Here is a 20889-nt window from a genome sequence, read left to right on the forward strand (position 1 = left end):
CATCGTTGATCGGATGAGTGTGGCGCGGCGGGAGACGGGGCGCCGGTGGTTCCTGGTCGCGGCGGGTGTGAGTGCCCTCGCCGCGGTGCCCGCCGTGCTCGCCGCCCGCCCGCAGCCGGCCTCCGCGCTCGGTCCCGCCGATCTGGTCGAACGGGTCAGGCGCTCCGGCCGCGTGCCGTTCGAGGGCTACGCCGAGAGCGTGGGCGTGCTCGGCCTGCCGGAGCTGCCCCGGCTCGGCGCCGTCACGTCGCTGCTGAGCAGCAACACGCGGCTGCGGGCCTGGTTCGGCGGGCCGGAACGCTGGCGGGTCGACGTGCTCGAGGCGGGCACCGAACGCGGCACGTACCGCGACGCGGACGGCGTGTGGTCGTGGGACTTCGCGCGCGACGAGATCACCTACGTGCCGGTCTCCGGGGAGGAGCACGTCGCCCTGACACCGGACGGGCGGGAGATCACCATCATGGCGACCCCCGGGGAGTCGCCCGGGCGGCTGCCGCGCGGCGCCGATCTTCTTCCGTCCGACCTCGGCCGCCGCCTGCTCGGCCTCGCGGCCGGCGAACCCCTCGCGGCGCTGCACGGCCGCCGCGTCGCCGGCATCGACGCCGCGGGCGTGCGGATCACCTCCGCCGACGAGCACAGCACCGTCGGGCACCTCGACGTGTGGGCCGATCCCGACACCGGCCTGCCCCTGCAGGTCGAACTGACGGCGCGCAACGCCGAACGGCCGATCCTGGCGACCCGGTTCCTGGACCTGGCGCTGCGCACCCCGGCCGGCAGCGCGCTCGCCCGCCCCGAACGCGCCGCCGACGTGGCCCTGGAGGGCGCCGGCGGCAACCCGGCCGACTTCTTCGACTGGGACCCCGAGGGGATGCCGGGCACCATCGCCGGGAAGTTCGCCAAGGAGCAGCCCACCGTCACCGACCCGTCGGGTCAGCGGTGGACGAGGTCGGACTTCTCGCCGTTCCGCGTGTACGGCACGGGGCTCACGCAGTTCGTGGTGGTGGCGATCCCGGACCGGTTCGGCAACGACGTGTACCGCGCGGCGGCCGACTGGGGGCAGCCCGTGCAGGTGTCGAGCGGGCGGGCCGTCATCCTCGCGACGCCGCTCGTCTCCGTGGTCGTCGCGCAGGGCGAGGGGCGCGGGCGGGGGCGGCCGACGTATCTGGCGACAGGAATGGTGGACGGGGTGTTCATGGACGCGGTCGGCAAGGAGTTGGCGGTGCTGCGCCGGTGATCACGACCCACGGGCTGACCCGCCGGTTCGGGCGCACGCTCGCCGTGGACGGGGTGGACCTCGACGTGCGCGCGGGCGACCGCTACGGCCTCCTCGGCCCGAACGGCTCCGGCAAGACCACCCTCGTGCGCATGCTGCTCTCCCTGGTGTACGCCACGGCGGGCACCATCGAGATCATGGGCAAACCGGTGCCGCGCAAGGCGCACGAGGTGCTGCCGCTGATCGGCGCGATGGTGGAGAGCCCCGGCGCCTACGGGCACCTGTCCGGGCGCACCAACCTGTCGATCTTCGACGCCGCCGGGCCGGGCGGCGGGCGGCGCACCCGCAAGGCGCGCATCGACGAGGCCCTCGAACGGGTGGGCCTGTCCGGCATCGACGGCCGCCCCGTGAAGACCTACTCCCTCGGGATGCGGCAGCGGCTGGGGCTCGCGGGCGCGCTGCTCCGTTCCCCCACGTTGTTGATCCTGGACGAGCCCACCAACGGCCTGGACCCACGGGGGATCCGGGAGATCCGCGACCTGATGACGGAGCTGAACGCCGCCGGCACCACCGTCTTCCTCTCCAGCCACCTGCTCGGCGAGGTCGAACTCTTCTGCACCCGGGTCGGCGTCATGGACCGGGGCCGGCTGGTGATCCAGGACGACCTCGACACCCTGCGCGCACCCACCGGTCGCATCCTGGTCGACACGCCCGACGCGGAGCGGGCGCACGCCCTGCTCGACGGCCGGGTCGAGTCCCGCGTGGGGGACCGCCTCGTCGTGCGGCACGCGGATGCGGCCGCCCTGAACGCGACGCTCGTCGGCGGCGACATCCGGGTCGCCGGCATCGCCCCGCAGCAGCGCACCCTGGAGGAGGTCGTGCTCGAGGCCACCACGTCCAGCGCCGACCGGGTGGACGCGACGTGATCACCGTCGAACTGGCCAAGCTGTTCAAGCGGCCGCGCATGTACGTGATCGTGGCGCTGCTCTGCCTGCTGCCGTTCATCGTCGCGATCTTCCTGGCGACGACGCGCATCCCGCCGCCACCCGGCCAGGGCGGGGCGTTCCTGTCGGCGGTGCTCAGCAACGGCGCGCTCTATCCGGCGGCGGCGCTGGCGCTGGTGCTGCCCGTGTTCCTGCCGGTGGCCGTCGCCGTCCTCGCCGGGGACTCCATCGCCGGCGAGGCGACCGGTGGCACGTTGCGCTACCTGCTGATCCGGCCGGTCGGGCGGACCCGGCTGCTGGTGGCGAAGCTGATCGCGCAGGTGGCGTTCGTGCTGTTCGCCATCGCGGCCGTGGTCGTCACCTCCTACCTCACCGGCGTGCTGATGCTCGGCACCGGCGAGTCAACCACCGGCGGCGTCGTCCTGCTCCCACCGGACGTCACCTCGCTCTCCGGCGACCTGATCAGCCCCGGCGAACTGGCGTTGCGCCTGCTCGGCACGATCGGCTACATCACGATCTCGATGCTCGGCGTGGCGGCGATCGCGCTGTTCCTCTCCACGCTCACCGACTCCGCGCTCGGAGCGGCCATGGGCGCGCTGGCCACGCTCGTCACCAGCCAGGTGCTCGTGACGCTGGACGCCGCCGAGTCGGTCAAGCCGTACCTGCCCACCCGGTACTGGCTCGCCTGGATCGACTTCTTCCGCGACCCGATCCTGTGGCGCGACATTGAACGCGGCGCCGGTCTCCAGTTCGTCTACGTGGCGGTGCTGCTCGGCGCCGCGTGGGCGAACTTCAAGACGAAGGACATCGGTTCGTAGCCGGCCTCAGGCGACGCCGCGCAACGCGTCGCAGTCCTTCGGGACGGCTATCGGGTCGGTGCCGAGGGCCAGCAGCACCAGCGCCTGCACGAGCGGGTCGGTGGGCAGCTGGGAGTGCGCCACCTTCACCCCGGGACACACGCTCTGCAGCGAGACGTTGACGGCGCCGTCGAGGCGGGCGGAGTCCGGCGGCTGGACGGTCTCGTCGTTCTCGGTCCAGACGGACAGCCACGGCACCGGTACCGGCAGGTCGTCGAGGTCGTCGAGGAAGTCGTTCCCGGGGACGAGCTGCTGGCACGCCGTGGGGCAGGAACCGGGCGCCAGCGCGGAGCCGGCGGCCGCGAGCTTCGTGCCGTGCAGCGGCGAACCCAGGGACACCACCCGGCGGGTCGACGTCGCGCGCTCGTGCCGGTCGAGCCACACGCGGGTCACCACGCCGCCGGCCGAGTAGCCGACGACGTCGACGCTGGGGGCGCCCTCGTCGAGGGCCTTCCGGACGGCGTTCTCCAGGGTGTCGGCCTGGGCCCTGAGGTCGCCGGTGCCGTCCCCGGGCGGGGTCACCACCGCGACGGCGCGCCCGGCGGCGGTGAGCCGGGTGGCGAGCTGGGTCAGCGCGCCGGTGCCGCCGCCGTAGCCGGGGACCAGCAGCACCCGGCCGGGCTCACCCTGCGCGGCGGGGGTCTGCCGGTGCCCGTTCCCCCGGAAGAACTGGATGCCGATCACCGCGGCCAGCGCGACCACGGCGACCACGGCGGAGATCATCAGGAACCGGCGGCGCGGAGACATCACCCCATAGTGGCTCAGCGGCGGCGGGCCGGACGGTCAGTCCCACCAGAACCTCCACCCGTCCGCGTCGACCAGACGGTCGGCGTAGGCGGCGAGGGTGTACGGAGACGCGCTCTGCCACACGTTGTCCGGGCAGAACGCGAAGTGCTCCGCCGCCACCCGCAGCGCCGCCGCCCGGTCCCGAGGCGGCTCCGCCACGCTCACGTACAGCGTGGCCGCGCCGGCGCCGAGCACCCGGATCCCGAAGCGCCGCTCCCAGTCCCGCAGAACGGCCGCGATCTCGCCGGTGTCCGTGTAGTTCGCCGGGCCGGTCCAGCCCGCCACGACCAGGGCCTCGGGGCCGCTGCCCGCCGGCACCAGCGCCAGCCGCCATGGTTCCTCGACGAGCAGCCGCGCGGCGTACCCGGCGGCGTGCGCCTCGGGGTCCCGGCCGACCGGCGGGGCCGCCGCGAGCCCGGGCCACCCCGCCCCGAACGGCGCCGTCACGTCGCGCCGCGCGTCGGGGGAGAGCATGTCGTCCTCGTCGACGCGGGTGTGGTCGTGCCACCACGCGGCCAGCAGGCCGGCGGGGTCGTGGCGGGCCGGGTCGGTGGGGTCGCCGGGTCTCAGTTCCTCGGCCCACGGGTCGTTGTCGAGGTGCGGGTCCTCGGCGATGAGCAGCGGCCACAGGCCCGTGTCGGGCTGGACGGCGCGCAGCCGGGCCCACAGGGCGAACGGCACGGGATCGGTGCTGAGCCACAGCTTCGGGTGGGTGCTCTTGCCGGGCGGGAGGTCGAGACCGTCGAGGTGCACCGGAGCACTTTAGACCCACGGTTTCCGATCCTGTGCGGTAATGGTGCGATGACCGCTCTCGTGCTGCCCGCTGTGGAGTTTCACGCGTCGTTTCTGGGCGCGATGGCGGAGTTCCAGGCGGAGGGCCGGGGGTCGGCCGACGACCTGACGATGATCGGCGACGAGATCCGCGAGCACGCTCCACTGTGGACATCGCCGGACGCGTTCCGCGGCTACGTGCTGGGGCTGCGGGCGCAGGCCCTGGAGGAGACGCCGCGTCCGGAGTGGATGGTGCCGGACACCACGCTCTGGTGGGTCGACGGCGTGGTGTATCTGGGGCGGGTGTCGATCCGGCACCGCCTCAGCGAGCGGCTGCGCCTCGTCGGCGGCCACATCGGATACGACGTGCGCCCGTCGGCCCGCCGGCGCGGGCACGCGACCGCGATGCTGCGCGCCGCGTTGCCCGTCGCGCGAGGGCTCGGGATCGACTCGGCGCTGGTGACGTGCGACGTCACCAACGTGGCCTCGCGCAGGGTGATCGAGGCCAACGGCGGCGTGCTCGAGGACGAGCGGGAGGGGACGCTGCGCTACTGGGTCAGCACGTCGCCCAGGTAGCCGTCGATGTCGGGTCCGGCCGGGTTGGCGAGCACCCGCCGGTGCCAGGCCGCCGCCTCGTGGGCGGTGACCGCGAGTTCCGAGGTGCCGCCGATCGTCGCGGTCGCGAGCAGTTCCAGACTCTGGGGGAACCCGGGAAGCGCCGCGAACGACCGCTGATACAACTCGTCCGGGCGGACCCACCAGTTGACCTGGGCCAGCAGGCGGCACGCGGAGACCTCGACCACGAGGAAGCCCACGCCGTACGCGCCCTCGCGGTCGGGTCGCTCGGGGAGCACCTCCACGGCCCGCCGCCGAGCCTGTGCCAGTAGCCCGGACGGGGGCCGGAACCCGGGTGACACCCAGTACGTCTTGAGCCGCCAACCGTCCACATCGGACGTGCCGAGGAAACGGGGCCGCGTCGCGTGCAGGACCGCCGGCGTGCTCATCAGCGCGCCGCCACTGCCGCGTGACTGTGGCTGGCCGGGCGCCGGGAGCGGTACGCGGTCAGCGAGGGGAGCTGGGCCGGCGGGCCGAGCGGGTCGTTGATCTCCCGCGCGTAGCTCGCCATGCCGTCGATGAGGCGGTCGACGTCGCGTTCGGGGCGCACCACGAGCCGCAGGTACTGGCTGGTCATCCCGAGCTTGTTGCCGCACTCGCGCACGTACACGCCGTGCTGGCTGATGAGGTGGTCGCGCATCTCGACGCCGTGCCAGCCCGGGGGCACCTTGATGAGGATGAAGTTGCCCTGGGAGGGGAAGACCGTCAGGCCGGGCACCCGCAGCAGCTTCTCGAACATGATCATCCGGTCGCGGGACAGCAGGCGGAGGCTCTCCAGGTAGTCCTGCTCGTAGTCCTTGATCATGTAGACCACGGCCTCGGCGAGGGAGTTCAGGTTCCACTTTGGCAGCGCCTTGCCGATCTTGCCGGCGATCGACGGGTTGGCGATCATGTAGCCGAACCGGATGCCGTGCAGCCCGAAGTTCTTGCCGAGGCTCTTGAGCACCACCACGTTGGGGCGGATCGTGGCGTCCGGCCCCACCGACGGGTAGCGCTCGGCGTCCACGAAGTCGATGAAGGACTCGTCGATCACCACCAGATCCAGGTCGAGCAGCTGGTCGCAGAAGCGCAGCACGTCGCGGCGCGGCACGAAATTGCCGTCCGGGTTGTTGACGTTGCACAGCACCGCGACGCGCGAACCGCGGGCCCGGATGAACCGCACGTAGTGATCCAGGTTGAGCGCGTAGTTGTCGGCCTCCTGCAGCGGATACATGTCGACCCGCTTGCCCGTCTCCATCGGCTGATCCGTCCACCGGCCGAACGTCGGGATCGGCACCGCGATGCTCTCCTTGACGAGCAGGTGGTCGATCCAGGTGATGAGTTCGGTCGAACCGTTGGACATCGCCACCGTCTGCGGGTGCAGCCCCAGGACGCTGCACAGCTGCTTGGTGATGGTGGTGGAGTCGCTCGGGTAGTACTTGAGGATGTCCTTCAGGCTGTCGGCCAGCTTGTCGAACATCTCCGGGGTGGGGAAGTACGGGTTGCAGGGGATGCAGAAGTCCACCAGGTTCGCGTCCTTGGCGTCGGCACCCATGCTGCGCGCCAGCGCGAAGTACGAAGGGCTGTGTGAACCCGAGCGCAACAGGCTTGTGTCTACCGATCCGTGCGGCACTGAAATCCTCCAGGGGGTCAGCCCTCTAATTCGCCACCACGAGGTACGCACGGATCGACGCAACGCGACGTAACGAGACCGAAACTTGGGCCGTTCCTAAGGTTGATCTTAAGCTGTGCGTCCGCTGTGGAAGTGTGCGAACCGTTGCGCGACTGGCACTTGCACAGGTGGATCGAGCCCTATCATCGGGCGGGTGTTCACGGGGAGATTTAAGTTGATGAGATCGCGCGGGCTCGCCGCCGCGGTCGTCGGGACGTGCCTGCTGGGCTCGGCGGTGCCGGCCTCGGGTGCCGACACCGGGCCGGTGGCGCCCGTCGCCGACACGACGTTCACGCAGGTGAGCGCCGACGGGGACAACTCGACGAAGACGACGCTGGCGACCTGCCCGCAGCTGTGCGACGGCAACGCGGACGGCCGCCGCGACGCGGTGCTGGAGTTCGGCGTCACGGGGGTGCCCGCCGGCGCGCGGGTCACCCGGGCCGTGCTGGAGCTGTACTCGTGGAACGCCTACGCGGCAACGGTCACCGCCTACGCCGCCACGGGCACGGCGGCCGACCCGGGCACCTGGGCGGCCCGGCCCGCGCTCGGCGGCGCCCTGGCCACCCGCACGGCCGTCACCGCCGGGTACAACGCCTTCGACGTGACCGCGGCCGTGACCGGCAACGGCACGAAGACGTTCGCGCTGCTGCAGGAGACCTACAACACGCGGGTGTACTGGGCGTCGAAGGAGAACGCGAGCGCCGCGATCCGCCCGCGGCTCACCGTCACCTACGGCGCGCCGGGCGGGGACTGGCAGCTCGTGTGGGAGGACAACTTCGACGGCCCCACACTGGACACCGCCAAGTGGACCGCCCGCCCGCTGGACTACCTCGACTTCGACAAGGCGTGCATCACCGACCGCCCGCAGAACGTCTTCGTCAGCGGCGGCAACCTGACCCTCCGCGCCCAGCGGGAGCGCCTCACCTGCTGGAGCGAGACGAACGACTACACGACCGCGTACCTCGACACGATCGGCAAGGCGACGTTCGGCTACGGCCGCTTCGAGACCCGTGCGAAGTCACCCGGCACGCCGACCGGTTCGAAGGGCCTGTGGCCGGCGTTCTGGCTGCGGCGCTCGTCGGTGGCCGGCGGCGGCGACCCGAACGACGGCAACGGCGAGCTGGACGTGATGGAACTGCCCGGCGGCGCGCAGTACTACGACAGGAGCACCACCGCCGTGTTCCAGAAGTACAGCCCCCAGGTCAAGAACGACTACCGGGTGCCGTGGCCGGCCGGCACCTATCCCGGCGACGGGTTCCACGTGTACGCGGCCGAGTGGGAGCCGGGCGTCATCCGCTTCTACGTCGACGACCGTCTGGTGTGGACGGTCGACCCGACGAACACCCCCTGGTTCGGCGACGTGTTCAACGGCGACGCGCGCTACCACCTGCGGCTGACGTTCCACGTCGGCGGCTGGCTCGGCGACCCGGACGCGACGACGCTCCTGCCGGCCGACTTCGTCGTCGACTACGTGCGGGTGTATCAGCGCTGACGCGCCGTGTCGCGGGGGATTCATGGAACGGGATGGAACGCCCTGTCGGCGGGGGCTGTCGCGCACCGGGCGCGGCACGATCCGTGGTCGAGAGGGAACGCCATGCGGGTGAAGCGGTGGATCGCCGTCGTCCTGGGGACGCTGGCGGCGGCCCTGGTGAGCGGCGCCGGACCGGCGTCGGCGGAGGTCGTGGAACGCGTCGCCACCAACCACAACCAGGTTCTTCTGTGACGTTGTCGCTGGAGGGCACGTTGTCCGACGAGGGCCTGCGCGCCGGACTGGCGCAGGCGCGCCGGCGGATCCGGGAGGGCGCCTACCCCGAGGCGGGCGCCCTCCTGCGGCACGCGCTCGCCGAGGCGGAGGCGCGGCTCGGCCCCGACCATCCGGCGCTGGTGCCGGCCCTGAACGAGTGCGGCATCCTCGGCAAGTACACCGGCGACTTCGAGGCGGCCGAGTTCGCCTACCTGCGGGCGCTGTCCATCGACGAACGCCACGGCGGCGCGGACCCCGCCGTGGCGGCCGGCATCCTGCACAACCTGGGCGGCCTCGCGCACGCCCGGGGCGACGCGGCGGCCGCGCAGGAGTGGGCCCGGCGGGGCCTGGCCGTGCGCACCTCCACCGCCGTCGACCCGCTGCTGGTGGCGGCCGACCACGCGGCGTTGGCGGCGATCCTGGTGGACCTCGGCAAGGCCGCGGAGGCGCGGGCCGTCCTGTGGGGCGTGCTGGCCGTGTACCGCCAGGACCCGCGCCGGCACCGCTACGAGATCGCGGCGACGCTGCACAACCTCGGCGCGCTGCAGTTCCGCACCGGGGACGCGGCCGGCGCGGCGATCACGCTGCGGCGCGCCCTGCGGATGAAGCGTGCGGCGCTCGGCCGGCGCCACCCGGACCTCGGCGTCACGCTCTACAACCTGGCCCGCTGCCTGCAGGAACAGGGGCGGCTGCGCGCCGCGCGGCGTTACACGCGGCGCGCACTGTCCATCTTGGAGGGTGTGGTCGCGGAGGATCATCCGACGCTGGCCGCGTGCCGGCGCCGGACGGCCGCCCTGCGCGGACTCTGAACGGCCACCGCTGCATCATCGCGTACACGGGCGGCGCCCCGGACCGGGAGCAGTGCGTACTTTCCCGGTCCGGGGGTCCGGTCAGCAGCGGCCGAGGTCCTCCCACTGCTGGGTCCAGCCCGGTTCGGAGCCCTGGGTCCACCAGCGGGCCCGCCACAGGTGCTTGCCCTGGCCCGACGGTGCGCCGTTCGGGTCGCCGTTGGCGCTCTTCTCGTGCTTCACCAGCGCGCCGGTGTTGTACTGGGCGCTGATCGACCACTCGGGGGCGTTGTTGCATCCGGTGGCCGGCGGCTGGGACGTCGGCGGGTTGGACGGCGACGGCGGGGTCGAGGTCGCCGGCGGGTTCGTCGGCGTGGTGCACGGGCCGGCCGAGTCGACGGTGTCGGTGAAGGCGTTCCCGGCGGCGCGGTAGGAGCTGACCTGGCCGGTCATCTGTGCCGGGCTGAGCACGGAGTTCTTGGCGAACAGCACCCAGTCGACCTGCTGGATGTAGGTGCTGAGGCCGCCGCTGTGCGTCGCCAGGTCGATGAACCAGAGGTTCCAGTTGATGGTCATCGTCTGGCGCGGGTAGTACTTGCCGGAGTGGTCGCCGACCTGCACGCCGTCGATCCAGTACACGACGTGCCCGTTGGCCACCTGCACCACGAGGTCGTGCCAGCCGTCGAGGCTGCGCCGCTGCTCGGAGTGCACGTTGTCGGCGAACCAGGGCTCGTTGCGGTAGGTGTACCAGGTGGTCTGGTAGTTGATCGGGCCGGTCTCGCCCCAGCCGCCGTTCGGCAGGTACTCGGAGACGTCGAGTTCGCTGTACGTCGGGTCGAGGTCGTAGGCGAGCGGGCTGATGGTGAAGAACGTCTCGTTGATGTGGTCGCCGTCGGAGCCTGCGACCGGCGTGTCGGTGAAGCGCACCCGGCTGGCGTAGGTGCCCTCCTTGTAGCGCTTCTGCGCGCTGAACAGTTCGGCGTGGTTGGTGCCGGCGCCGGTGCCGTCCGTGGAGGCGGTCAGCTGCATCACCTTCTGCCCGCCGTTGGTGGGGAAGGTGATGTTGTTCGGCGACCAGGTCGCGCCGGGCACGCCGGGGCCGCCCGCGTTCGCGCGCGCGATCCAGCCGTGGGCCGAGAGGTTGGGGTCGCTGGAGGAGGAGTAGGAGAAGTCGTCGAAGAGGTAGCCGCAGTTCTCGGCGGCGGCGTTCGCGTTGCCGGTGCTCGCGGCGACGATCGCGGCCGTGCCGGCGACCAGCGCCGCCGACAGTGGCGCTATCCATCGATACTTACGGATGTTCACGGGCGAGGGCCTCCCTTGGTGAGAACGGTGAAGCTTTAACGAACTGCGCCGGTTGTCATGCCGGCGCGGATGTGCCGCTGGAAAGCGACATAGGCGACGAGCACCGGAATCATCGCGATGGTGAGTCCGGCGAAGAGCCCGCTCCAGTCGCTGCGGTAGCCCTGGCTGACCGACAGTGCGGCCAGCCCCTGTGCCAGGACGTACCGGTCGGGATCGGAGTTGAGGACCAGCGGGAGCAGATACTGGTTCCACAGCCCGAGGAAGTTGAAGATGCCCACGGCCACCAGACCGGGGCGGGCCATCGGGAGCATGATGCGGAAGAAGACCGCCCCGTGGCCGCAGCCGTCGAGGAAGGCCGCCTCCGCGATCGACGACGGCAGCGTGCGGAAGAACGCGTGCAGGAAGAACACGGTGAACGGCACCGCGTACGCCGCGTACACCAGGATCAGGCCGGCATACGTGTCGAGCAGGTGCAGTTGCTTCACGACGAAGAAGAGCGGCACCAGTGCGAGGAACACCGGGAAGAACATCGCGGCGACGAACGTGTGGTACACGAGCCGGTTGCCCGGGAACTCGTACCGCGCGAGCGCGTAGGCGACCAGCGCGCCGAGCAGCATCGTGAGCACCAGCGCCCCGCCGACGACGATCGCGGAGTTGAGGAAGTAGCGGCCGATGTCGGCCTCGTTCCACGCGCGGGACCAGTTCGTCCACTGTGGATGTTGCGGTATCGACCAAGGCGCGGTGAGGATTTCGTGGTCACTCTTGAACGAGCTCAACACGGCCCACAGCAGGGGAAGCGCGGTCACCACGCCCCACGCCAACATGGCGGCGTGCGCCAAGCCACGGGAGATCCTCATGCCAGTTCCAGCCGTTCCTTGCGGCCGGCGCGCAGCGCCAGCACGGCGAGCGTGAGCGTCGCGAAGAACAGCGCCACCCCCATCGCCGACGCGTAGCCGAACTTCCCGTACGTGAACGCCGTGCGGTACAGCGACAGCCCGATCACCTCGGTCGCGCCGTCCGGACCGCCGGGGCCGACCGTCATCACCTGCACGACGGCGAACCCGTCCAGCGCCACGATGCCCAGGTACACGAACGCCACCTGCACCGTGTCGCGCACCAGCGGCAGCGTCAGCCGCCAGAACGTCGCCCACGGGCCGGCCCCGTCCAGCAGCGCGGCCTCGTACAGTTCCTTCGGGATGCCGTCGATCGCGGCGCTGAACAGCACCAGGTAGAACCCGACCGACGACCACACCAGCACGGCCATGACGGCCCACAGCGCCACCGACGGCTCCGCCAGCCAGCTGCGCGCGAGGCCGTCCAGCCCGATCCCGCGCAGCGCGCCGTTCAGCAGCCCGTTGGTGGGGTTGTACACGAAGCCCCACAGCACCGCGATGACCACCAGGGACAGCAGCTGCGGGAAGAAGTACACGATCTGGTACCCGCCCGCGCCCCGGACGGCGGAACGCCCGTCGCGCCCGCCGACGTGCAGCATGCTCGCGAGGAACAGCCCCAACGCGACCGTCGCGAGCGGAACGACCACCAGCATCGTGGCGTTGTTGCGCACCGCGTCGAGGAAGAGCGAGTCGGACGCCAGCCGCCGGTAGTTCGACAGCCCGACGAAGTGCGCGTTGCCGGCCACCCCGGTCCAGTCCGTGAGCGACAGGTAGAACGCCTGGGCGTACGGCGACAGCACGAACACCGCGTGCAGCGCCAACGCCGGGAGCAACGCCCAGGCGAGGAACCGGTACCGGCCGTGGCGCATCAGCGGGTGAACTTCTTCACGGAGCTGTCCTTGGCGATGGCGTCGGCCGCCTTCTGGATGCGGTCGGCCCATTCCGTGGGGGTGGCGCGGCGGTTCACCAGTTCGCCCGTGGCGTCGTCGACGGCCTTGGCCAGCGGCGCGTACCAGGTGCGGAAGCGGTAGGTGAACGTGTTGCGCCCGGCCGCCGTCACCGCGTCGCGCACCGAGCCGAGCCCACTGGAGAGCGTCAGCCCGTCCAGCGCACCCCCGACGGAGGGCAGCGTGTTGGCCGTCTTCGCGAAGTCCGACGCCGACTTCTTCCCGAACAGGATGCGCAGGTACTCCAGCCCGCCCGCGCGGTTCTTCGCCTTCGACGGCACCAGGAACGACTCGCTGCTGGCCGCCAGCACCGCCGCGACGGGCAGCTTGTCCGCGCCGGTGCGCGCCGGAACGGCCCCCATCACCATGTCGAAGCCCGCCGGCGTGACGTCCTTCTGCTCGCTCTCCAGCCACGACCCGCACGGGATGAACGCCGCCTTCTGCTGGCACCAGGCCGCCTGCGCCTCGGTGTGCGACAACGCCTCCGAGCCGCTCATCAGGTAGCCCTTGCCGGCCAGTTCCGCGAACGCCTCGGCGGCCGCCTTCAGCCCGTCGGCCTTCCAGGCGTTCGGCTGGAGGTTGTCCACGGCCTTCACCAGGTCCGGGCCGCCGACCTTCGCCGCCATCGACAGCAGCGGGTCGTTGATGTACTCGGGATACTTGCCCTGGTAGGTCCACGGCGCGATGCCGGCGGCCTTGATGCTCTCGCAGAGCGTCAGCATCTCGTCCCAGGTGCGCGGGTACGTCCAACCCCGCTGGGCGAACAGGGACTTCGAGTACCACAGCCCCCACACGGTGTACGTGAAGTTGAGCGTCACGCACTTGCCGTCGAACGTGCCGTCGTCGACAACGCCGGGCAGCAGCGTGTCGCGCACCTTCACGGCCGGGTCGTCGTGCGCCGGCGCGTCGAGCAGTTCCGCCAGATCCGACACCTGCCCGGCCCCGACGAGCGTGGCCAGGTCCAACCGGCCCGCACCGGTGTTGTCGACCACGTCGGGCGGCGTGTTGGCGACGAAGCGCGGCTGCAGTGCCTCGCCGACCTTCTGGATTCCCTTGTGGTCCACCTTGGCGGCCGGGAACCGCTGCTCGTAGGCGGTGGCCGCCTTCTTCGTGTACTCGTCGCCGTAGCCGCCCTTGAAGGCGACCACCTCCAGCGGCACGTCGTCCTTCACCCCGAACGGGTTGTCGGCCGACTTAGCGCCGCTCTGCGACTTCGGGTCGTCGTCGGAGCCGGCGGTGACACACGCGGACAGCAGCGGCGCGGCGACACCGGCGGTGAACGCCGTGCGCAGTAAGGAACGCCGGGTGGGGGAGGGGCTCATGGGGGATTCCTCATCTCGGAAACGATTAGGCGGTGCGCCGGATCCGGCCGGCGTAGCGCGCTTCGAGTTCGGCGTTGTGCTCCCGTCCACCGGGCACGTTGTCGGACAGGTACACCGGCGGGGTCTCCCCGGCGGCGATCAACCGCGCGACGACCTCGGTGACGACCTGCTGGGCCAGCAGCGCACCGGTGACGGAGGAGAGCGCGCCGACGGCACCGCCGCCGGGCAGCGGCAGCGACGCGTCGCCGTACGGGGCGCCGTTGTCCAGCACGACGTCGGCGAGTTCGGCGAGCTTCTTCCCGCTGGGATGGCGGGATGCCACACCCGCCGAGTGCACCTCGGAGGTGACCGCGATCAGGGCGTGGCCGTTCTGCTTGACGATGTGGGCCATCTCGACGACCGCGCCGTTGATGCCGGAGTTGGACGCGATCACGAACGCGTCGTCCGGCTTCACGGGCGCCAGTTCGTACAGCCGGCGGGCGACGGTGGGGTCGCGTTCGAGGCGCGGGTCGGCGAGGATCTCGGCCGGCTCGCCGCCGTAGAGCACGATGTCCCGCAGGGCGATCTTGTTGGTGGGCACCAGGCCGCCGGCCCGCCCGGCGATCTCCATGGCGAGCGCCTCGGAGTGCCCGCAGCCGAACGCCTGGATCACCCCGCCCGCCTGGAGCGACGTGGCGAGCAGGTCGGCCGCCCGGGCGACGCCCGCTGCCTGGCCGGTACCCACACGCTCCACAGTGGACAGTACGATCCGCAGATACTCTTCGGCGGTGGTCACTGGTTTCCCTTCGGTAGGCGCTTGCGGCTGGGGATCTTCTCCGGCAGCCGGTGCGCGTCGACGGCGCGGACGGTCAGTTCCAGCGCCTCGGCCGTGCGCTCGTAGGTGCGCTGCGCGACCGCGACGTAGATGAGGTCGAGGACGAGCAGCTGCGAGTGCAGGGCCGACAGCGCGGCCACGCGGAACGTGGTCTCGTGCACCGACGTCGTGAAGACCACGTCGGCGACCTCGGCCAGCGGCGACCGGCCGAAGCTCGTCACGGCGACGGTGAGCGCGCCGTGGTCGGCGGCCTCGGCGAGCGTCTCGATGACCTCGCGCGTGCGCCCCGAGTGCGACAGGCCGATCGCCACGTCGCCGGGGCGCAGCAGCGCGGCGTTGGTGAGCGCGGTGTGCGAGTCGGTGCGGTGCCACACGGGCACCCGGATGCGTTCGAGGCGGAACGCCAGCTCCCGTGCGGCGGTGCCGCTGCTGCCGAGCCCGAACACCTCCACCCGGCCGGCACCGGCGATGGCCGCGGCGACCCGTTCCATGGCGGCGACGTCCAGTCCGGCGGCGGTCGCCTGGATCGCCCGCGTGTCGGCCGCGGTCACCACGCCGAGCACGTCCTCGAGCGGGTCGTCCGGCGCGATGTCGCCGCTGATGTCGGTCTCCCAGCGGGCCTGCTCGGCCCGGCCGGTCTCGGTCGCGACCGCCACCCGCAGGTTGGCGTACCCCTTGAACCCCAGCGTCCGGCTGAACCGGGTCACCGTCGCCGTCGAAGTCCCGGAACGCTCGGCGAGGTCGACGATGCTGGCGTGCGCGGCCGTCTCGGGGTCGTTGAGGATGGTCTCCGCGATCCGCGCGAGGGCCTCCGGCATGCCCGGTCCCTCGATGCGCAGCCGTCCGAGCAGCCCGCCGCTCTCACCGGTCATGTGGGTACCCCGATTTTCATCGATCACTGTTGCCGATGAAAATTACGACCACCGAGTGAGCTAGTCAACAAAAACTTTCTATGCTTCGATCCTCACCATGCTGGTGCTGGGGATCGATGCCGGCGGGACCGGTTCGCGGGCGGTGCTGGTACGGGTGCCCGACGGGGAGGTCGTGGGGCGCGGGAGCGGCGGCCCGGGCAATCCCGTGGCGTCCCCGGACGCCGCTCACGAGGTCGGGCGTGCCGCGCGGGCGGCCCTCGCGGGCCACGAACCGGCCGGCGTCGCCGGTGCCGTCCTCGGGGTGGCGGGCACGAGCGTGTTCGCGGATCCCACGGTGTCCGCGGCGTTCGGTGCCGCGTTCGCGGCCGTCGGGCTCGCCGTACCCGTGCCGCCGGTGGGCGACGTGGTCACCGCGTTCGCCGCGGGCTCGGCGTGCGACTCGGGCGCCGTTCTCATCGCGGGAACGGGCGCGATCGCGGCCCACGTTCCACAGTGGACGGTGGGGCGCACGGTCGACGGGTGGGGCTGGCTGCTCGGCGACGAGGGGTCCGGGTTCTGGATCGGGCGGCGGGCGGTGCGGGCGGCGGTGCGCGATCCGGGGTCCGCGCTCGGGGCCCGGGTGCACGCCCACGCCGGAGCGTCCACAGTGGACGAACTCGTGCGCTGGGCGACGGTCTCCGCCGCTGGATCGGGACCGCCGCCGCTGGCCGGGCTGGCGCCGCTGGTCTGCGCCCTCGCGCGGGGCGGGGAACCGGCCGCCGCGCGGATCGTCGACGACGCGGCCGGCCGGCTGGTCGCCACGCTCGACGCGTTGGGGCCGGTCGACGGGCCGGTGGTGCTGGCGGGCAGCCTGCTGACCCGGGAGACCCCGGTGCGCGCGGCGGTGTGCGCCCGCCTCGACGGACGCGACGTGCGACCGCGCGTCGCCGGTGATCCCGCGCTGGCCGCCGCGTGGCTGGCGGCGCGGCCGCTGCTCGGCACCGACGCCGCGGCCCACCTGCACGCGACGCTCCTGCCCTGACCACCGCTCGCGGCGGCCGGGCACTGCGGCGGTCGTGCGCGCTGCCCGCGTCGGGGGTTCAGGCGCTGCCGCGGTGCGCGGGCGGCCCTTCGGCCAGGAGGCGCTCGGTCGCCTCGGCCAGCCGTGCGCGGAACCCGGCGTCGTACGCGTCCGCGTGCGCCCGGGCCGGCCGAGCGCCGTCGAAGTACACCCCGCTCGTGGTGCGCAGCTGCGGATCCGTGATGAGGCGCAGCGTCGCCCGGCCGCCCTCGTCCACTGTGGACACCACGCCGCGCCGCGCCTCGCGGACCATGTTTGTCGGCATGAGGCTGGCGGGGTGCAGCACGTTGGCCGTCACGCCGGTGCCGGAGAGCTCCGCCGCGAGGTCGAACGTCCACGCCGCGAGGGCCAGCTTCGCCCGCCGGTACGCGACGACGCCGTCGTATCCCCGGGTGAACTCCAGGTCGTCGAGGTCCACCGGGGCCTGGCCGACCGAGCCGACGTTCACGATGCGGGCGGGTGTCGAGGCGCGCAGCAGGGGGAGCAGGGCCCTGGTCAGCACCACCGGGGCCAGGTAGTCGATCGCGAGGCGCAGTTCGTGGCCGTCGCGGCTCGTCTCGCGCGCACCGCCGGGCGGCCCGAACCCGACCCCGGCGTTGTTCACCAGCACGTCGAGCCGGGGCGTCGCGTCGGCCACCCGTTCGGCCAGCCCGCGCACCTCGTCCAGCGCACCGAGGTCCGCCACGAACGCCCGCGCGTCCAGCTCCGCCGCGAGTGCGCGGGTGCGCTCCGGGTCGCGCCCGTGGACCAGGACGGTCCAGCCGGCGTTCGACAGCTCGACGGCGAGCCAGCGACCCAGTCCCGACGTGGCTCCGGTGATCAGCACGGTGGCGTCCATGGGAACCCATAATGCCCTGGTGGGCGCCGTCGCGCGCGACGGCGCCCACCAGGGGGAGGACTCAGATCTTCGGGAGGATCTTCTGCGCGGCGGCCTTCGCGAAGCGCTCACCGGCGGCCTCGTCGCCGCTCGTCGCGTAGACGTCCGCGACGATCCGCCCCTTGCGCACGTACAGGTGCCCGGAGAAGAGAACCGCCTCGTCACCGAGGTTCGGCACCGCCGTGTGCCCCTGGTGCGCCTGCTTGAACTCCGACGGCGTCGTCGGCGACAGGAAGATCGCGAGCCGGGCGCCGGCCAGCTGCCACTGGCAGTGCCGGGTGCCGGCGTCCGGGGCCGCGCCGTCCGGGTCGACCTGGGTGACCTGCTTGCCGCCGGCGAGCGCGCTCACCTCCGCCTTGGTCAGCAGCGCGCAGACGTCCGGTAAGCCGGCCGCCTTCGCCGACGTGCTCGGTTTGGCCGCGTTCCCACTGGGCGTGGGGGCGGCGGAGGTCGTCGCGGACGGCGTGGGGTCGGCGGTGCCGCCCGTGTCCGGGATCGGGATGTCGCAGCCGGAGAGGGCGACGAGACCGGCGGCGGTGAGGGCGGCCAGGACCAGGCCGCGACGGAACGGGGAACGGATGTTCATGGTGTGTGCTCCAGAGGCCTGATCGGGTTCGACCGCTTGAGCATGCGGCCCGCCGACCGACGAACTCCCAGGTCAGCACGGTGACGGCACGAATCCGGGGGATCACGCCACGGCTGTGCGGCGCAGGCGCAGCGCCGACACGAGGAAGAAGATCCCACCGACGACCGCGTACCCGGCGACGGCGTTCGGCTTCGGATCGGCACCGGCGGCCATCAGGATGAACGACGTTCCGGCGAGCGTGGAGATGCCGCCGCTGAGGATCATCGGCCACTGGCCGCCCATCGCCCGCCGGCCGATCGCCACGAACAGCTGGACCAGCCCGGCCACGATCGCCCAGACGCCCCACACCCGCAGCACGGCGGGAACGCCGGAGGCGGCCGCGACGGCGAGCCCGATCGCGGCGAGCGTGCTGATCGCGATGTTCGCGTAGAGGAGGCGCGGGGATCCCCCGACCCGGCTGGAACGGGCGTCCACGACGGCCGCCGCCACGTCGAACGCGGGGTACAGCACGAGCAGGACCACGGCCGCCGCGCCGAGTTCCGCGCCGGTCGCGAAGAGCAGGGCGGCCCAGGCGACGGCGAAGCCGAAGCGCACGAGGTAGAGCCGGCGCAGTGCAGTGGTCATGATGGTTCCCTCCGAACGAGGTAGAACGTTCTGTCTACCGGAGTGAAGATGCCCGCTTCGGCCCTGCGTGTCAAGACCGAACGTTCTATCTCGTATGATGGCCGTCATGAGTCGAGGCGAACCCGGACGCCCCTCCGAGGCGCGCACCCGCCTGCTCGGCACCGCGAGCCGGATCTTCTACGCCGAGGGCATCCACTCCGTGGGCATCGACCGGATCATCGCCGAGGCGCAGGTGACCCGGGCGACCCTGTACCGGCACTTCCCGGGCAAGGACGACCTGATCCTCGCCTACCTGACGGCGGCCGACCGGGCCATCCGCGACCAGGTCGACGCCGTCGTCGCCGACGGGCTGCCGCCGGCCGAGACGATCCGGGCCATCAGCCGCTCGATCGCCGACGGCATCCGGTCACCGGGCTTCCGCGGCTGCGCGTTCCTCAACGCCGTGGCCGAGTACCCGGATCCGGCCCACGCCGTGCACCGGGCCGTCCTCGGCCACCGGCAGTGGTTCCTGGAGACCGTCACCGCCCAGTTGGAACGCCTCGGCGTGGCGCCGGCCGACCCCGCCGCCCGCCACTACGTGATGCTGCGCGACGGCGCGATGGCGGCCGGCTGCCTGCTCGACCCGCCGCTCGTCACGGAGACGTTCCTGCACGGGGTCGAGGGGCTCCTGCGGGCACACGCCTAGGCGAAGATCCGTCGCAGGTCGATGTGCGGCAGCATCCGCCGTTCGCCGGCGGCGCCGACCTCGACCAGTGCGCTCTCGTACAGCGGCGTGCCGCCGGGCGGCGCGGTGCGGGGTTTCTCCTCCCACACGGCGTTCTCGATGGCATGCAACTGCGGGACGAGGAACCCGATGCCACCGACCAGCAGGACCCGCCCGGACGCCCGGTCCGCCACCGGCCGCAGCCCGAACAGCGTCGACAGGCAGGTCAGCGGAACGGCCGCGCCGCGGTGCACGAAGACGCCGAGCACACCCGCCCGGCCCCCCTCGATCGGCACCAGCGCCTCCGGGTACGCGACGATCTCCTCGATCTGCTCCAGCGGCGTGGCCACCTCCACCCCCGCCCGGTAGGTCAGGAACTTCCGGTCGCTCGGCTCGACCACCCGCCCGGTCAGGTCGTCCGTGGCGGAACCCGCGGCCGGCGCCGGCGGGGCCGACGGCGTACCGATCGGGATGCCGAGCGCGGCCAGCCCGCCGAGATCCGGGTCCGCGCAGGCCGCCGCCCCGTCGATGAAGAGATACGGGCCGCCCTCCTCCCACGGGATCACCCCCGTCACGATCTCCGACGACGGCGTGATCCCCGGTGGCAGCGGCAGCCGCTGCGACCGGTCCACCGGCACGATGCTCACCACGTCCGACACGGCCAGCACCACCACGCCGCGTTCGCAGCGCAGGGCCACGCCGCGGCTCGCGTCCGCCGGCAACGCGCCCAGCCCCAGAAACATCAGCGGGTCCGCCACCGGCACCTCGTGGTCGTCGACCACCACCACGCCGCGCACCACGTCCCCGTCCAGCGGCGAGGACTTCAGGATCAGTTCCGGGATCACCGAGTGCACGTGGGCCACCTCGATGCACATGGCGAGGCGTTCGCAGCGCAGCAGCATCATCATCGAACGGTCGCCGGCCGCCCCCGCGTGCTCGACCGTCGCCATCGGCGCGGCGCGCACCACCGGCAACCCCGGCAACGCCCGCACCGCCGCGGTGTCCAGCACGCACACGACGTCGTCGCCGTACTCGAAGCTGCGCGCGAACAGCGCCAGCCCCGCCGCGCCGATCTCGACGTCGAACGTGCGCGCCTCCTCGATCTCGACCACGTCGCGCACCCCGCTGGCCAGCACGCCGAACAGGTGCTCCTCGTGCGAGACGATCACCACCACGTCCAGCGGGCGGGGACTCGTGCGGCCGAGCGCGCGTTCCAGGTCGAGCACCGGGATCAACTGGTTGCGCAGGTTGACCGCGCCGACGAGCCCGGGCGACTCGGCCAGCAGCGGCGCGTAGCCGGACGGCGCCGGGATCACCTCGCGCAGTTCCGCCAGGGGCAGCGCCACACAGACGTCCGCGACGGCGAAGACGCCGTATCCGCTCATGGCGCCGACTCGCTTCGCTCCCCGGCGCCACGAGGCTCGTATGCGCAGTGCTTGATGATTCGCTTCCGCAAGCGTCCGCTCATGGCGCCGACTCGCTTCGCTCCCCGGCGCCATGAGGCTCGAATGCGCAGTGCT

The 20889-nt window shown here is 72.2% G+C and carries 23 protein-coding genes; 9 read left to right on the forward strand and 14 right to left on the reverse strand.

Annotated features, from left to right (window positions below; genetic code table 11):
- The first annotated feature begins 13 nt into the window (after positions 1 to 13).
- Genes Val02_RS00795 through Val02_RS00805 form a run of 3 tightly spaced genes read left to right on the forward strand, consistent with a single transcriptional unit; the run spans position 14 to position 2975 of the window.
- Positions 14 to 1234: a LolA-like protein gene (locus Val02_RS00795; RefSeq protein ID WP_203896877.1), complete on the forward strand. Its 1221-nt coding sequence runs from the start codon at positions 14 to 16 to the stop codon at positions 1232 to 1234.
- Positions 1231 to 2139 (forward strand): ABC transporter ATP-binding protein, encoded by a 909-nt coding sequence (locus Val02_RS00800; protein WP_203896878.1) that lies wholly within the window; start codon positions 1231 to 1233, stop codon positions 2137 to 2139. Before Val02_RS00795 ends, Val02_RS00800 begins: the two co-directional genes overlap by 4 nt.
- Entirely contained in the window at positions 2136 to 2975 is an 840-nt protein-coding gene (locus Val02_RS00805; protein WP_203896879.1) for an ABC transporter permease, read from the forward strand. Before Val02_RS00800 ends, Val02_RS00805 begins: the two co-directional genes overlap by 4 nt.
- Positions 2976 to 2981: 6 nt before the next feature.
- Here Val02_RS00805 and Val02_RS00810 read toward each other — a convergent pair whose 3' ends face one another.
- Positions 2982 to 3761, reverse strand: a complete 780-nt coding sequence (locus tag Val02_RS00810; protein WP_239151172.1) for an esterase/lipase family protein — start codon at positions 3759 to 3761, stop codon at positions 2982 to 2984.
- Between the two features lie 36 nt (positions 3762 to 3797).
- Positions 3798 to 4553, reverse strand: a complete 756-nt coding sequence (locus Val02_RS00815; RefSeq protein WP_203896880.1) for a DUF4253 domain-containing protein — start codon at positions 4551 to 4553, stop codon at positions 3798 to 3800.
- 48 nt (positions 4554 to 4601) lie between these two features.
- Between Val02_RS00815 and Val02_RS00820 the strand changes: the two genes are divergently transcribed.
- Positions 4602 to 5147 (forward strand): GNAT family N-acetyltransferase, encoded by a 546-nt coding sequence (locus Val02_RS00820; RefSeq protein WP_203896881.1) that lies wholly within the window; start codon positions 4602 to 4604, stop codon positions 5145 to 5147.
- On the opposite strand, the gene Val02_RS00825 is transcribed toward Val02_RS00820, so the two are convergent.
- Positions 5120 to 5575: a hypothetical protein gene (locus tag Val02_RS00825; protein WP_203896882.1), complete on the reverse strand. Its 456-nt coding sequence runs from the start codon at positions 5573 to 5575 to the stop codon at positions 5120 to 5122. The genes Val02_RS00820 and Val02_RS00825 overlap by 28 nt on opposite strands.
- On the reverse strand, positions 5575 to 6768 hold the full coding sequence (locus tag Val02_RS00830) for a pyridoxal phosphate-dependent aminotransferase (RefSeq protein WP_239151182.1): 1194 nt from the start codon (positions 6766 to 6768) through the stop codon (positions 5575 to 5577). The genes Val02_RS00825 and Val02_RS00830 overlap by 1 nt, the downstream gene beginning before the upstream one ends.
- A gap of 247 nt (positions 6769 to 7015) precedes the next feature.
- Between Val02_RS00830 and Val02_RS00835 the strand changes: the two genes are divergently transcribed.
- The 3 genes from Val02_RS00835 (at position 7016) to Val02_RS48085 (ending at position 9390) form a co-directional block, all read left to right on the forward strand.
- Positions 7016 to 8329: a glycoside hydrolase family 16 protein gene (locus Val02_RS00835; protein WP_203896883.1), complete on the forward strand. Its 1314-nt coding sequence runs from the start codon at positions 7016 to 7018 to the stop codon at positions 8327 to 8329.
- Between the two features lie 102 nt (positions 8330 to 8431).
- Complete coding sequence (locus tag Val02_RS48080) at positions 8432 to 8560, forward strand: hypothetical protein (RefSeq protein WP_275415526.1); 129 nt, start codon at positions 8432 to 8434, stop codon at positions 8558 to 8560.
- Positions 8557 to 9390, forward strand: a complete 834-nt coding sequence (locus tag Val02_RS48085; protein WP_203896884.1) for a tetratricopeptide repeat protein — start codon at positions 8557 to 8559, stop codon at positions 9388 to 9390. Before Val02_RS48080 ends, Val02_RS48085 begins: the two co-directional genes overlap by 4 nt.
- 81 nt (positions 9391 to 9471) lie before the next feature.
- On the opposite strand, the gene Val02_RS00845 is transcribed toward Val02_RS48085, so the two are convergent.
- Genes Val02_RS00845 through Val02_RS00870 form a run of 6 tightly spaced genes read right to left on the reverse strand, consistent with a single transcriptional unit; the run spans position 9472 to position 15519 of the window.
- Complete coding sequence (locus tag Val02_RS00845; RefSeq protein ID WP_203896885.1) at positions 9472 to 10671, reverse strand: glycosyl hydrolase; 1200 nt, start codon at positions 10669 to 10671, stop codon at positions 9472 to 9474.
- 35 nt (positions 10672 to 10706) lie between these two features.
- Entirely contained in the window at positions 10707 to 11528 is an 822-nt protein-coding gene (locus Val02_RS00850; protein WP_203896886.1) for a carbohydrate ABC transporter permease, read from the reverse strand.
- Complete coding sequence (locus Val02_RS00855; RefSeq protein WP_203896887.1) at positions 11525 to 12433, reverse strand: carbohydrate ABC transporter permease; 909 nt, start codon at positions 12431 to 12433, stop codon at positions 11525 to 11527. Before Val02_RS00855 ends, Val02_RS00850 begins: the two co-directional genes overlap by 4 nt.
- A complete protein-coding gene (gene ngcE / locus Val02_RS00860) occupies positions 12433 to 13833 on the reverse strand; it encodes an N-acetylglucosamine/diacetylchitobiose ABC transporter substrate-binding protein (RefSeq protein ID WP_203896888.1) in 1401 nt (466 codons plus the stop codon). Before ngcE ends, Val02_RS00855 begins: the two co-directional genes overlap by 1 nt.
- Before the next feature lie 25 nt (positions 13834 to 13858).
- A complete protein-coding gene (locus Val02_RS00865) occupies positions 13859 to 14608 on the reverse strand; it encodes a sugar isomerase domain-containing protein (protein ID WP_203896889.1) in 750 nt (249 codons plus the stop codon).
- Positions 14605 to 15519 carry a MurR/RpiR family transcriptional regulator gene (locus tag Val02_RS00870; protein ID WP_203896890.1) on the reverse strand — a complete coding sequence of 305 codons (915 nt, stop codon included), beginning with the start codon at positions 15517 to 15519 and terminating at the stop codon, positions 14605 to 14607. Before Val02_RS00870 ends, Val02_RS00865 begins: the two co-directional genes overlap by 4 nt.
- A 97-nt stretch (positions 15520 to 15616) precedes the next feature.
- Between Val02_RS00870 and Val02_RS00875 the strand changes: the two genes are divergently transcribed.
- Positions 15617 to 16540 (forward strand): N-acetylglucosamine kinase, encoded by a 924-nt coding sequence (locus Val02_RS00875; protein ID WP_203896891.1) that lies wholly within the window; start codon positions 15617 to 15619, stop codon positions 16538 to 16540.
- A gap of 58 nt (positions 16541 to 16598) precedes the next feature.
- Here the strand turns inward: Val02_RS00875 and Val02_RS00880 are convergent, their stop codons facing one another.
- The 3 genes from Val02_RS00880 to Val02_RS00890 all read right to left on the reverse strand — a co-directional run bounded on the left by Val02_RS00880 (position 16599) and on the right by Val02_RS00890 (position 18666).
- On the reverse strand, positions 16599 to 17417 hold the full coding sequence (locus Val02_RS00880) for an SDR family NAD(P)-dependent oxidoreductase (protein ID WP_203896892.1): 819 nt from the start codon (positions 17415 to 17417) through the stop codon (positions 16599 to 16601).
- A gap of 61 nt (positions 17418 to 17478) precedes the next feature.
- On the reverse strand, positions 17479 to 18042 hold the full coding sequence (locus Val02_RS00885) for a DUF3558 family protein (protein ID WP_203896893.1): 564 nt from the start codon (positions 18040 to 18042) through the stop codon (positions 17479 to 17481).
- Between the two features lie 102 nt (positions 18043 to 18144).
- A complete protein-coding gene (locus Val02_RS00890) occupies positions 18145 to 18666 on the reverse strand; it encodes a hypothetical protein (RefSeq protein ID WP_203896894.1) in 522 nt (173 codons plus the stop codon).
- A 106-nt stretch (positions 18667 to 18772) separates the two neighbouring features.
- On the opposite strand from Val02_RS00890, the gene Val02_RS00895 reads away from it, so the two are divergent.
- Positions 18773 to 19351: a TetR/AcrR family transcriptional regulator gene (locus Val02_RS00895; RefSeq protein WP_239151197.1), complete on the forward strand. Its 579-nt coding sequence runs from the start codon at positions 18773 to 18775 to the stop codon at positions 19349 to 19351.
- On the opposite strand, the gene Val02_RS00900 is transcribed toward Val02_RS00895, so the two are convergent.
- The gene (locus Val02_RS00900; protein WP_203896895.1) at positions 19348 to 20754 is read right to left on the reverse strand and encodes a chemotaxis protein CheW; all 1407 of its coding nucleotides are present in this window, start codon (positions 20752 to 20754) and stop codon (positions 19348 to 19350) included. The genes Val02_RS00895 and Val02_RS00900 overlap by 4 nt on opposite strands.
- Positions 20755 to 20889 lie beyond the last annotated feature (135 nt).

Source organism: Virgisporangium aliadipatigenens (assembly GCF_016863615.1).
In the GTDB taxonomy this organism is placed as follows: Bacteria; Actinomycetota; Actinomycetes; order Mycobacteriales; family Micromonosporaceae; genus Virgisporangium; species Virgisporangium aliadipatigenens.